The organism is Allorhodopirellula solitaria, assembly GCF_007859855.1.
In the GTDB taxonomy this organism is placed as follows: Bacteria; Planctomycetota; Planctomycetia; order Pirellulales; family Pirellulaceae; genus Rhodopirellula; species Rhodopirellula solitaria.
Genome location: NZ_SJPK01000001.1, coordinates 726,123 through 739,894, shown reverse-complemented (window position 1 = coordinate 739,894; position 13,772 = coordinate 726,123). Strand labels below are relative to the sequence as shown.

Annotated in this window: 8 protein-coding genes; 1 reads left to right on the top strand and 7 read right to left on the bottom strand. The window is 55.8% G+C overall.

Annotated features, from left to right (window positions below):
• Nucleotides 1–347: 347 nt before the first annotated feature.
• The 5 genes from CA85_RS02835 to CA85_RS02815 form a co-directional block, all read right to left on the bottom strand.
• Complete coding sequence (locus tag CA85_RS02835) at nucleotides 348–1,502, bottom strand: Wadjet anti-phage system protein JetD domain-containing protein (RefSeq protein ID WP_146389748.1); 1,155 nt, start codon at nucleotides 1,500–1,502, stop codon at nucleotides 348–350.
• Nucleotides 1,499–4,894, bottom strand: a complete 3,396-nt coding sequence (locus tag CA85_RS02830) for an ATP-binding protein (RefSeq protein ID WP_146389747.1) — start codon at nucleotides 4,892–4,894, stop codon at nucleotides 1,499–1,501. Before CA85_RS02830 ends, CA85_RS02835 begins: the two co-directional genes overlap by 4 nt.
• Entirely contained in the window at nucleotides 4,891–5,550 is a 660-nt protein-coding gene (locus CA85_RS02825; RefSeq protein WP_146389746.1) for a DUF4194 domain-containing protein, read from the bottom strand. The genes CA85_RS02830 and CA85_RS02825 overlap by 4 nt, the downstream gene beginning before the upstream one ends.
• Entirely contained in the window at nucleotides 5,547–7,076 is a 1,530-nt protein-coding gene (locus CA85_RS02820) for a DUF3375 family protein (RefSeq protein ID WP_146389745.1), read from the bottom strand. The genes CA85_RS02825 and CA85_RS02820 overlap by 4 nt, the downstream gene beginning before the upstream one ends.
• A 736-nt stretch (nucleotides 7,077–7,812) precedes the next feature.
• Nucleotides 7,813–8,193, bottom strand: coding sequence for a GxxExxY protein (locus CA85_RS02815; protein ID WP_146389744.1), 381 nt, complete (start codon nucleotides 8,191–8,193; stop codon nucleotides 7,813–7,815).
• A gap of 462 nt (nucleotides 8,194–8,655) precedes the next feature.
• On the opposite strand from CA85_RS02815, the gene CA85_RS02810 reads away from it, so the two are divergent.
• Nucleotides 8,656–9,024, top strand: coding sequence for a hypothetical protein (locus CA85_RS02810; protein ID WP_146389743.1), 369 nt, complete (start codon nucleotides 8,656–8,658; stop codon nucleotides 9,022–9,024).
• Nucleotides 9,025–10,243: 1,219 nt separating this feature from the next.
• Here the strand turns inward: CA85_RS02810 and CA85_RS02805 are convergent.
• A complete protein-coding gene (locus tag CA85_RS02805) occupies nucleotides 10,244–12,439 on the bottom strand; it encodes a hypothetical protein (protein ID WP_146389742.1) in 2,196 nt (731 codons plus the stop codon).
• A 23-nt stretch (nucleotides 12,440–12,462) separates the two neighbouring features.
• Entirely contained in the window at nucleotides 12,463–13,770 is a 1,308-nt protein-coding gene (locus CA85_RS02800; protein WP_246112433.1) for a glycosyltransferase family 2 protein, read from the bottom strand.
• Nucleotides 13,771–13,772: the final 2 nt, after the last annotated feature.

Below are 13,772 nucleotides of genomic sequence, written 5' to 3'. Positions count from 1 at the left end.
CGGTGTGTCGCGATCGTTTGACCCAACGGAGGAGCCATATGAGTCAAGGCTCACGTACGGATCTATGTGTGGGGTGGCTGGAAACAGCCGTCCCTACCGCGATCCTAGAAAACCTCCAGCGCACGCTTCCGTCGGATGAGCCGTTATTTTGGCGATTTGGGTGACCGGTTGCAAGGTTTTACTTGTGCATTGCTCGGGTTTTTGCCCCATGCTACTTGGTTTTTCTTGATCGGTAAGCGTCGAGCGTTCGATTCGAGCATGGTAGTTCGGCTGTTGATTGCAAGGATGGATGTCTGGGGGCGTCAGGAGCGGGTCGGCAGCGTGAACGAGTAGCCTAGAAAACCTCGTCAAGACAGAGCTATCTGGATCAACTCATTCGGCAAGTGCTCCTGCTCGATTCGTAGGTTTTGATGGCAGAGGAAGTGGTAGCATTCCAATTCGCTTTCAGAAAGATTTTCAGCATCGACCGGCTGACTACCGTTGCCCTCTGTCGCCAAATTGCGAAATTGATCGACAACGGCTTGCTCCATCAGACGACTTTCAACATGGGGAAGAACCCTGCGCAGCCGGTCAAGGATCCGAAAGCCATCGGCATCGAGGTCGCCCCAATAGATCACCTGGCATGTCATCAGCCATGAGATGCCAGAAAGTTGAGTCACTCCATTTCCAAGGCCGCCCAAGGCGAGTGTCCGCGGCATCGAGGGTAGCGAAAGTAGGCTGACCTTGTTCTCGACAATGATCACGCGTTGTTCTGTGGCCGGTAGTTTGTCGATCGATTCGGCAGGCAAGGAGAGTTCGTCAAACGGAAGTCCGAGTTCGAGTTGCAGATCGTGGTCGAGAACCCGCAATAGATAGTGAGGACGGGCGTAGCGAAGTCCGTAGCGTGGCTCAAACTGGTCATACCCGAAACGGAAATCAATCGCGTGCGGCGGCAGTAAAAGATCCAGCCAGTTCGCAAGTCGACGATGGTGCTGTTCAATGAGTTTCGTTGAAACGGCGACTGGAATTTCGCGAGCGAAACAGTCCGGTCGCGGATGTTCCACCAAGTAATCCAGGACGCTGAGCAGGTCGGGAAGCACATCGGATAACTCCAGCAGCGTTTTCCAGTTCGTTCCTTTGCCCAACCATTTGTCCAACGCTGGCTGGCGTGTTTGCAACAGCCGAACTCCTGATTGAAGCGTTTCCCAGTCACCGACGCGGCCACTCATCTGAGCCAGGTCATCCATGGTATCGACGAATATCGCTTGGGGGAAATCGTTCAACCCGTGTGTCCGACTGCGGCGGCTTTCCCACGCAAGGCGATATCCAACCCCCGTTGCTTGTTTGCTGTGATCACGGAGGGCTTCGACTTCCGCGATCGCTTTCGCCTGATCCTTCGACGGTGTCAGGTTCGCCGGAATTCGGTAGGGAAAAAACGAATCCATCTCGTTGTCCAACCAGGCTTTGATCGCCTTCGCAAACAAACGCTTGGCTTTCTCGCGAACCCCTTCTGGACTGATCATGCTTCTTCGTCCGCTGCGGCGAGGTATTGCTCCGTTGTCAGACTGATCAATTGGCTCTGGTGGGTGTCGGGGTCCTTGATGATATGCCCATAGGTCCCCACATAACTTTCGGTGATTCGAGCCTTCGCGTCCAGCGGCGCGACGATGGCCAGTTGTAACCCGAATCGTTCGAACAGATCGAGTGCGTATTTGGCCCGCGTGTCATCGCTCCGCGAAAACATTTCGTCAACCATGACGAACTGAAAACGCTCGCTTGCGGGATCGCCCGGTTGCAAATCGTATTGATAGGCGATCGCAGCCACCAAAACCAAGAACGCCAGTTTGCCTTTCTCGCCCCCGGATTGTCCCGTGCCTCCGTCGTAGTAGCTGCCCGGTTCGCCCGAAGCAGCGTCGTATTCACGCGCCGCGAATTTGAACCAACTGCGGACGTCGATCACTTTCTCTCGCCAACGCAGGTTCGCGTCGTCGCGAAGTCGATCGACGAGTTTTTCAATCTTTTTGAAGGTCGCTTCGTTGGCGTCGTCCGTGCCGCTGAGCGTGCCTTCCAGGCAACTGGCAAGCTCGCGGCGGAAATCACGGATCTCCGCGTCCGATGTGTCACTCGGTTCGCGTCGCATGAACGTGCCCGGATTCCAATCGAGTTGACGCAGAGCTTCATTGAGCGTCTCGACCTTGCTGCGGATTTCTTCACGTTCGTCTTCGAGCGAACCGTGGAGCAAGCCGATCTCTTGCAACACCTTTTCCTTGAGTCGCTGTTTGAACCGGCGTTCATGTCGAGGCAGGTCGTCCTTGTTGATTCGCTCGGCCAGCTTCTCGAAACTGGAGAGTGCCTGGGGCGTCGGATCGAGCTCCGATTCAAAGACAGGAAATCGATTCAACAACTTTCCCATCGCCTTGGTCAGATCGTCACGAATCGGGTCGAGCCGCTCTTCCAGTTCGGTCACTCTCGCCGTCAATTCATCGGAAACATCACGTGGCAAGATCCCGAGATTCTCCAACGTCAGTTTTCTCTCGCCAAGCTGATCGGCAATCCCGTCAAAGAACTTTTGAGCGGTCTCGAATCGATCGTCGGCACGAGCTTGCTCCACTTTCGCATTGACCCGTTTCAAAACCGCTTCGCTCTTTCCGACTTCGGTCTGCAAGTTAGAACGTTCCCCAACAAACCGATCCCGTTCCGCCTCCAGACCTTCGACCTCCGCGTTGAGCGAGGCCAGTTTTGTTTTGAGCTGTCGCACTTGATCGTTCGAGGCTTCGAGTTTCTGCTTCTCGAGCCTCAGCTGGGACGCCTCAAAGTCGTGCCGGCTATCGTCGATCGCGTCGAACTGAGTCACCGCTGATAGCTCGTCAAGGAGGCTCAGTAGACGTGTGGCCTGATCGATGCTGCGGCGCAGTGAGTCGGCCGATAATGCCTTTTTCTGGATTGTTGCCTTTTGATCACGAATCCATTCTTCGAGTGCCTCGCGTTTGGCTCGATTGTCCCACCCCAAAACGAAATGTCTTCGGTCGTCCCGTTCGAAGCGGTCGTCTTTGGCATGTTGCCGCTGGTTCTGCTTGACGTGTCGGTGAATCGTCATCGCACGTCGACCCGCCATCTGAAAGCTCTTGATGGACTCGCACGCCAAATGGTCGAACCGCGACAGAATCTCGCCGCGAACATACGGAACCAAGGGATGATCATCACGGTAGAGCAGCATGTCCGGCAGACTCAACTCGGTCCATTGTTGAGAAACCTCGGACGTACGCGATCGGACCCGGTCGTAGGTCAATCGAAAGCCACGACCGCGTGAATCCGTCAAACGCTGAGAATCGACATAGCCGGAAACTTTCGCGTACAGGTCGTCGGGAACCAACAGCGTGCGTGCGAACGAATGAAGCACCTGTTCGATCGATCCTTCCCAGCGTCGGTGGTCTGGATCGACAGCGATCAGTTCGGCGGCAAACGGCAGGTCGGTGGGCGACAGTTGAAATGCAGCACACAGGTCGCTGCGAATTTCGATGAACGCATCGGGCAGATTGCCTTTCCGCTGACGAAGCGACTCGAGTTCGCTTTCGTCCGCTGCGAGTTCTTGACGCAGGACACCGAGTTCGTAGTTGAGCGTCTCAAGCTGCTCGTTGCCGGTCTCCTTCTCCCCAGCGATGCGCTGCTGTTGTTGACTGATCTGCCTGTGAGCCTTTTCGAGCTGTTCGGGGCTGCTGATCGTTTGATCGATGCCAACCTGCTTAAGCTTCCCCTCGAACCCGAGACGTTTCTCTTTCTTGGACGCCGCATGCTGTTCCTGCTTTTCAATTAAGAACGGAAGCTGTTGCAGTCTTGTCCCGCCGCTGTGTTGAATCTCATGCTCGACCGAGGCGGCCTCGCCCCGTTTCGATTTCAATGACTGATCCAGCAGCGTGATTTGCTCATCCAGATGCTCGATCCGCAATCTCCATTGCTGGCACAGTGGTCGCAATAATTCGCCAGTCGCGATGTCAAAGTAGAGCCCTGCTGTGGCGAGCTCGTGGCGAACAGATTGCAGTTTGGCGTTGGTTTCACGGAATCGATCACCGGTCTTCAGGATCGGCACCAACAAACTGGATTGCTGACGCACCTGAACGAGCACTCGATGGGCTTCACTCAACTGGGCGAAATGCTCGAGCAGCTTGCTGACTTTATCATTCCAAGACTTCTTCTCCAGCATGTGATCGCGGATAAACTGGTCGAGTCGCTGCACATCCTTCACCGCGACGGTCTGGTTGAAGATATCCATCGCCTTGGACCGGAACTTGACCAATCGCTTGATCCAACCGTGATACGTTTTGAAGCTCTCGGTGACTTCAAAACCGCGATCGACCAGCCGGCTCTTGATATCACTGCCGGACGTCAAGTCGCCAAGGTCACCCGCGATACTGCGGGGCCTCTTGTCGAAGCCATAATAGATTTTCTTGTCGCCGCTCGAAGTCAAGTACATGACTTGGCAAACCGTGAACGTCTTGCCGGATCGAGCGCTGGCGAAGGTCGCCAACAAAGCGGTGTAATACCCGTTGCCCTCGCGGAGATACTGGATTCTCGGCTTCTCGTCGCTACCTGCGGTCCGGTCATAGGCACCGCGAATGTACGTTCGCTCGTCGCGTTCCTTCTTGCCCGCCCCCGCAGCGACGTTGTAGTTTCGCACGCCGGGGCGAACCAACAACGTCAACATCGCGTCGACGAGCGTTGACTTGCCCGCACCATTTTCACCGATCAACAAACACGACGTGCCCAGGGGCGAGATGGAATGGACTCGACCGTCGAAGGTTCCCCAATTGAAGACTTCGAACGTCGCCAGCCGGAATCCCAACCTCAAGTCTTTGGATGCATCATCGTCGTCCTCGAATAGTTCGAGCGGTCGATCTTGCTTGGAGGATTGTGTCATCGTGTTGCATCCATCCCATCGCCTCGTCGTTTCAATTCAGCGTCGAGTTCACCTCGCAATCGCTCCAGTTCCTGCAGCGGCAATCTCGCCTTCAAAATCCGGCGGACCTCCCAACTGGGTGGCTCTTTCTCGAACTGACGAACAAATTTGAGTTCTTCTAACTTGCGAAGTTGCCCGCCCAAGTTCCGATTCGCTCGCACGTCATCCTTCTCATCGGGAACGAGCGACTGCCAGACTTCCAAAAGTGCGGACTGTGTCACCACGCAGCGACTATCGCGATGAATTTCTTCTTCAAACCGACGCAACTCTTCGCGGAGCAAGACACAGAGCAACGACGCTTCCAAGGTCAACCGCATGCTGCGAAACAGTTTGGGGATGGGTGGATACTCCGGTGGCAACGATTCTGGATCGATCTGACGCAGATAGGCCATTCCGTCTTCCTCGTTGACGATCAATTGCAACCCGATTCGGGCGAAGTAGTCCGTCAGCGGCGTGACGCCCGATAGAATCCGCTCCCACGCATCGCCAGCGTCATCGTGATAAACGATTCCTTGTAGCAAACGAACCGCCGCAGGTGCCCAGGGAACTGGGGGCGGCATCGTATCGGACAAAGTATCTTGGGCCATTTCGATCGGCTCCGAAGAGGATTCGTTCATCGTGGTTTGCCTTTGCGGACTGTTTCGTTTTCAGGTTGATGCAGTTTAGAGAAAGTGACCAGCGGGATGCGAATGTGAACCGTGTTCGACGTGCCCGTCAACGGATCATCCGTCGTCACCGTCACTTGTTCGGTCGCCTCGGCGTCGATCTCGTGGCCATCCTCGTGAGCGATCTGCATCCATCCGACCAATTCAATCACGCCGACCTTGGGTGGGCGATGTTCCAAAAGCTCTGACAATTTGATGTTGGTTTGCAAATCAGTGACCTGATGAACCAATTCTCGCATCCGATCCCATTGCAAGCGTTTGAGACCCGACAACTTTCGAGCCTGCCGCTTGGCCGTTTCCCAATCGATTTCGTTGGTTTCCACGGACACGTCAAAGACCGCGGCAGGCGCCCAAAACGGTCGGGCAAATGGCGAACTGACGCCCAGTGACGTGTCGACTTGCAAGCCGATCTCGCTCGGCACGGGCGTTTCCGTTTGGCTCGTCGACTGCTTCAACCTCGCAGCCAACGTTCGGATGTCTTGCAATACATCTGCGGTGCGTTTGCGGTGGCTGGTCGATTGACTGTCGAGCAACCGACGCAGCGTTTGCGATAAACGTCCCGTCTGACGCAGCACGTTCTCCGCTTCGGCGAGCAAGGACGGTACCATCGCGCGGACATGGTCGATCGCACCACGTTGATCCGCGATCGCTTCCAACCGCGTCACTTCGTTAATCGTCTCACGAAGTCTTGCTTGCGCTTGTGGTGAGAACAAGAACGCGACGAAGGCATCGAAGCTGACCCCCTCGTCTTGCTGTTTGACCAAATCTTCGGCATCGAGTGCCCCGGACAAAATATCACCGCGACCGCGATCGACGTCCAACGCGCCACGAGTGACCTCGCGCGCGATCTCTTCGAAACGATCTTCGACGGCGCGAAAGTCTCCCTGCAGCGTCTTGAGTAGATCGACAGCGGTATGGAACCGCTCGCGAACTTGCGCGGGATGATAGGTCTCGATCTCAGCACCGCCACGGATCGCATCGATCTGGCGGTTCAGGTCATCTCGCTGATTTAGCAAGGTTTGCAATCGCAAATCACGATCCGAGGAGGACCCCCGAACCAGGTCGCTTAGCGTGTCGATGACCAACCGCAATCGGCTCTCGGTGCCGACCATTCTGCTTTCGCGTGAGATCGAATTCTCGAGAAATCCAATCGCGTCCTCAGCGTAACGCGTCAATTGGTAGTGCGGGCTGGACGCTTCGGCCGGCAAGAATCGCCGCAGCCATCCCGCATCCGACCATTCCCGAAGGTAGCGGTCCGGTGATCCCGAAAACACATCATAGCCGTCGTCTCGAAGTTCTTCTTGGAATACAGACAGCTGGTGCTGCAGTTCCTCATGCGACAATGAGATCGCTGAATCCTCGCTCGTCAGCTTCAGTGTTCTGCGAAGAAAACATACCACAAATGCGACCTGATCGGCGCGCAGCAAGCGAACCGTGGGGGACGACTCCAGAAAGGTTATCAGTCTCTCGATTTCCATGGTGGCATTCTAACTCCCCGGGTGACACGTTTGGTCCTCCGACGGTGTCGAGTTAAAAATCCCGTACGTCCTAACTGATGGACACCCGGTCTGGTTCCATGGATCGGAATCTCTCCGCGTGGGCGCAGAGTATCTACCTACCTGACTGCCAACCCTGTCTAGATATGCGACGTTCAGCTACTGGACGCTGGGGAGTAGGGCGAGGAAGTGGACGCAGGTAATTCCACCATCAACGGCCAAAGCTGCAATGCGCCGAGAAGGCGAAAGGGACGACCGCCAAACTGTGATCAGCATGATGGCAGGGAAAATGAACAAGCCAATTAGCCCCACAAATAGCGCCAATTCTAAAATGGGTTCCCACCGCGCAGACCAAATCACCGACCGCGAGTCGTGAGTGATCGCAAGCCCGGTGAGCCCTACGATCACTAGATGAGCGTACATCGTGATGCGGATGAAACGAGCCCCGCTAGGCGACGTCTGACGCGCTGTTGCTAGTTCGCCGCAGTTCCCTTGCGTCTCGGCGCCTCCCCGTCTCTGCGTCAACTTCCAGCTCATCACTGCACCCGCCCCGTCGTTCTAAGTTGGTGTCGTTACATGCCAGTGAAGGCAATCTTGTGTACGTGAGAATTCGACGCAGAGTCGCGAGAGGCGGGGAGTCGCAGAGGAAGAACGCAGGGTTGGGACCTGGCACGTTGCTATTGCGAGTCCTCCTGTCTCACTCGTTCCTGTCGAAGTGCTACAAATCATTCACGACTCGATGAAAACCATCTTTCACCAGTCGTTCGCCAAAGTTGACGACAATCCCCAGTTTCAAATTCATCAGTCGTAGATAGGTCAGGCACTGAACGGCGAAGATGTTATTGTACCTCGACGTCGCTTTGCACTCCACGACGACCAAATCATTCACTACCAGATCAAGTCGCAGCGGAGTCGAAAGCACATTGCCTTTGTACCTGATCGGAACGGACTGTTGCCGCCTGACTAGCAAGCCAACCTGTCCCAGTTCCCAGGCCAGTGCCTCTTCATAAACGCTTTCTAGCAACCCGGGCCCTCCGAGCGTTCGGTGTACTTCAATCGATGCATTCAAAATCGTTTTGCTAAGATCGTTTTCGTGCATGGCTTGCCCGGACAAATTCGTGGGAAGTAGAGACGAACTAAACAACCACTTAGTCTACATCTAATTCACCCGAGTCCCCCTGCGTCGCTGCGCCTCCCCGTCTCTGCGTCAACTTCCAACTCACCACTACACCGGCCTCGTCGTTTTGATTCGGCGTCATTATCTGCCAGTGGGGCAATCTTCTGTACGGACGCGAATTCGACGCAGAGTCGCGGGAGGCGGGGAGTCGCAGAGGAAGAGCGCAGGAAGTACAATTTTCATCCGCTTCTAGGATGGGAACGGGCGACCTTGTGGCAATCGTCCCGATAGTTAGTTTCCTGTTTTTCTAAAATCCTCGAAAAAAGAACAGGGGGTGCCAAGGTACCTCTGCAGCGCAGGTTTGCGGTTGCAACGCTCTCATGCACGAATTGCTCAAGTTTGTGGCGAGTCTACTATACGTAGGGCCGGTGTCACGAATTGCGAATGTCCCGACCATCTGCTTCCCCAAAAATTATCGTTGCCAAGTCCCTCAAGTACCAACTCATTCGCAGTCGTGCCGAAGATCGCCTGTCCGTGACGCTCGAGCGCATCGCGATCGTTTTGGATTCGGGACGGCGCGCTTTGCGGATGACCGGAGCGCCAGCCTTGTCGCGCCGCGGGTACCCGATGTTTTTTGTGGCACCGGTGTACGAGGAAGGCGTCAGTCGTTGCACTTTTGCGATCAAGTTCGGAGCGGGCGCGGTACTCCAGCACGAGTCGCGAGGCTGTTCTAAGCCCTATGGCATCGGACCATCGCTAAGGATCGAGGACGCGACAGCGTGGAATGTCGTCGTGGCTCTGCGGGATGGCTAGACGCAACGACTGAAGAACATGCTCTACGGACGCCAAGTTTAGCAAACATTTCAATGGCTCAGTTTGTTCAGCGACTCGTGGCACTGGAGGCTATGAAGGCATAGCTCAAGTGCTCAGGATAGTGCTGTGCACCGCTGGTTTCAGGCGACCGGTTGATAAAGCCTTGGGTAGCCAAGTGAAACGTTGTAGAGGTGCTGCCTTGACACGGCATACCTCATTCTTTTGCGATGTCCCGCACAAACTGGACGCCAATCGTCCTCGGCGAATCCTTCGATCGCCAAGAGCACGTTTTCAGAACGCCATTGGGGAATAAAGCAAGAACTCTCCAAACGCCCTGCGTTGCGTGCCAGCACACGCCTCGGAAGGATGAGCCAACTCCTCCCGCATGGGAGCGGCCCGTAGAAACTCCAAACCAAATTGCCCGAGACTGGAGTCAGGCTGGGGAGGCAAAGTCATTGGCAAGATCGGCAAAAAGGCCAACATTGTTGTTGCATCCGAGGACAAGAGGACGGGATTGCCCGCCAAATTCGCATCTGCTCACGATCTACGCCGCTCCTGCGGCCAGAGGCTGCGAAACGCTGGCGTGCCACCTTTCGTGATCTGTCGGACATGGGCACTCGTCCTGGGAAACGACTCGGAGACACTACGCACCGGGCGATATCCAGCGGGAAGCCGAAATTCTGAAGCGGACTTTAATGGGCGACGAAACGCCAAAACCTGATCCAACGGATCAAGAAATCGATTCGGGCAGCTAATGCGAGTCAGTAGTGGTTTGAAGCATGATTTTTGGCTCTTCCGCCGAAACGGTGGGGGGAAACGTCTTGAGACCTGGTTGAATCGGGGGCCGTTCGTCGAACTCGGCTCGGGCGCAGCAGTAATGGAACCGCCCCTCCCGCCTCGCCTTCGCATCGACCTGGGCCGGGCCAGTGTCAGGACGCTCCAACTGCACCCGGTGTCGGCCACCGGAGCGTCCACGCCTCCACGAAAGATTCCCCGTACAATTCCTTCGGCTTGCGTCGGTGTTTGCATAGAACGCCTCTTTCCATCGCGACGCCGTTCTCTTCGAGAAGAACCTTCTGAGATATCACGCGGGTCTTGAGAAAGTCTCCCAACCCTCATTACCAACGAAGCTCCCACATGCCACGGCAGCCTCACCGGGAACTGCTGGCATTGTTATGATTTGTGAGAGATCACCCCGAAGCGAAGACTGGCTAGCAATTCAATTGGCACGCTTTTGCTCCGACGAGATCGTTTGGCTGAATTCAGCCGATTTGGCGACGTTAAAATCGGCGTAGTACCGAAACAGTTTGAGTCGCTCGGAACCAGTCTCAATTTCGTCAAATCTTGGATCCGCCGCCAAATCGTCCCAGCTAGCACGATATCTCGCAAGGCTTTTGTGGTTGTCAACGCGGGTGACGACCAAATCGGCACCAAATGCTTCACACGATGCGGCGACGGCATCTTTTCCGTAATATAACATCGGCTGCAAGACGTGATTTTGCCTTTGCGAGCCAAAGAATGGATACACGCGGTTTGAAAGCACAATGATGCGGTGCGATTTATCATTCAGCTGCGAATGCGCGTTCGTGTTGTCATATCGATTAAAATGCTCGTCGAACCCTTCATGCCAATGCTGAGAGAATAGAAACACAGCACCTGGCACCAGAAAGAGGGCAAGAACATTCTTGGCGACCTCGAATCGCCGAAACCGTGAACTTACGACACGAATCATTAGCGATGCCAACCCAAAGTTTGCACCAATGAGCCCCGCAGCGATCAAGTCGAATCGAACCACACGCGTCGCCAGCATGCCGACTTGAAGAACGACGACTCCGCCAACGACCAACGCGATGATCGTGTTGGCTCGCACCGGAAGCTTCCGCACCAGACCTTGACCAACGACGAACATCGTGATCAGTGACATCGATAGGAACGTCAAACCGTACCGCACCGGTCCGTAGCCCCAACGCAAATGATTCAGCGTGCCCGGCTGGTCTTCGACCAGCATGGGAGTAATCACCCACACGCATCCGCACCCAATGACACCCACGATCAAGACGAACTGCGCGGAGCGACTTCGAAAATCGGTTGCTCGCTGTTCATCGATCTTGCGATGGCGGAAAGCGAATAACAGCATCAGACTGGCTGAAATCATCACCGCCGGGATCGCCGCCATCGCGGCAAGGTGCAGCGGTCCAGCCATCTTCCAAACGGCCTCAATCAAAAGATCGGGCACGGCGGGGTCTCCATTGCCAAGGATCGTGGTGTTGGATAGGTCCTCGTAGAGGATTCGCTCACTCATGTCCGGCGAACCCTTTGGGTAGAGCGGATAGCCGGTCATCCACCAATTGCGAAGGTACCAATAGCCTCCAAACAGGAGGGCTAAAGCCGCTGCCATCACTTGGGGAACCAAAGCTTCTCGCCATCGATCAGCAATTCGGTGCTCGCCACTCTCGGTCGAGCGTCTAAACCAGATCTGTGACAACCTGAACAGGCACAGCAAGCCCCACATACCGAGCAAGACCGCCGCATAGCCCAGCGCGAAATATTTGACTCCGCACAAAAGACCGAAGCAAATTCCAAACAGACACGCGTCCGCAACTCGACCGCTTTGGAGATACCGCAGCGTGAAAGCGAGCCCACCCAGAAAGAAAGCGGCGACTGCAACGTCGTTGGACACATCGACACTCTGGCGAAACGTCACGTGCGTCGCCAAACAAGCGATTGCCACCAGATGCGGCCATAATCCCGATAGCCCCAATCGACGCGTCAGTTCGACGACTCCACTTGCTAGAAGAATGAAGATGGGAACGTTCGTGAGCGGAGCTAGAAAATCACCGCTAAACGGCAACACGAACCAAGCACCGATCAATTCACCGGTCGCCGGGGTTGACCACCGAGCCGATTGCATCGTCGTTAGCGAACCCGATTGAATCCAAAAGTCGATGAACGGCAGATGATACATCAACGTATCCCAGTCCTCTGGAAACGCTAGCAGACCGTTGCCAATCACATGCCCTGCGTAAGCTGATGTCGCAATCCACCAAATCACCATCGTCCAAACGGCATACCCGTCGGGTTTTGCGATCTGGCCGGTAGTGGATGAGGCGACGAATCCCAGCTCATCGGACCTGTCGCATTGTCCCCGGCGGCGAGTGTCAGCCGGTCGCTCGCGAACTCTTCGAACAACAATCCTCGAGAGCCCCGCAAACAGAACTGCCACAGGCCAAACAGCCCAAGCGTTCAACAAACCCGCGGCCCCCATCAACACCAACGAGAGGTGGATAATCCCGACGGTCAGCACCGTCGTCACCAGAATATCCGCCGAGAGACTGTGGTCAGGAAAAGCTTGCTTGCACAACCTCAATGCGGACCACGCAACCAACCAAGTGACCATCAACCAAAGTCCGGCCATTGCTGCATCCTGCAAGGCCAACGTCATGCCTGAGAGGCCTCGCGAACACTCTCAAGCACGGAACCAGAATCGTCGATGCTTTCGGCATCGACCGAGCCCACTTTCAGTCCGACCAGTCCGAACAGGAAGCTGAGAAACGAGAGTCCTGTTCCGAGCACCATCAATGTCATGGCCGGCACAACGAATCGCATCGTTAACAGCGGATCCAGTTTCGCAAATCCCGTCTCTCTCCAACGAAGCGTCGCGTAAGCAAGCAGCGATAAACCAACAGAAACAGCCATTAAACCCGCCACGACACCCCATTCGAGCGAGCCCCGCGACGCCCATCCACCAAGAGAACGACTCGGCGGCAATGCACCCAATCGTGTCGCCAGTCTGCGGGCAAACAACCCGGTGAAAGCTAATTGCGATCCAAGTAGCGTCAGCAAACTCGCGGCGATCGACGTGTTCACACTCAATGAGACCCCGCCGATCCGAGCCGGGCTGCCGATGGCAACGATCGCCATGAGCAACAATCCAATCAACGCCAAGACACAGCCTGGCACGAAAAACAACCAACGTGGCGAAAAGAGCAGCATGAACCGCAAGTGACGCCAGCCATCGCGAAAACTCCGCAAATGTGGCGCGCGATCACGCCCATCGGGTCGCAGCACCGTCGGCACCTCGGCGATTTTGAAACCGCCTAGCTGGGCCTTGATCACCATCTCGCTGGCGAACTCCATCCCCGTCGTATTCAGCCCCAATTGGTCGTAAACGTCACGACGAAACCCACGCAGCCCGCAATGAAAATCACCCGCCGGGCACCGGAACAACAGTCGTCCAATGCCCGACAGCACCGGATTGCCGATGTAACGATGTTTCCAAGGCATCGCCCCCGGTTGAATACCGCCAAGAAACCGGTTCCCCATCACCAAGTCGTACCCTTCCTGCAACTTCTCGACGATGCGAGGTGCGTGGCCAAAGTCATAGCTCCCGTCACAATCGCCCATCACCACAAATTCACCGCGACTCGCGGCAATCCCACCCCGCAGCGCGCTGCCGTAACCTCGCTGGGCAACGTCCACCACCCGCGCGCCAAGCGAAGCGGCGAGTTCCTGCGACCCGTCGGCGCTGCCATTGTCGGCGATCACCACCTCACCATGGATGCCTGCATCCATCATCGCTTGCATCGCCTCCTTGATACACCCACCAAGTGTACGGATCTCATTCAGGCACGGCATGACGATGGATAGTTCGCCAGCACGCATGCCACGAACACCGGGCAGCGTCGAAAGCCCTTCCTTCAAACCCTCGCGATTCTGCGCTTCCGGCGACTTCAAAGGACGCTGCATGA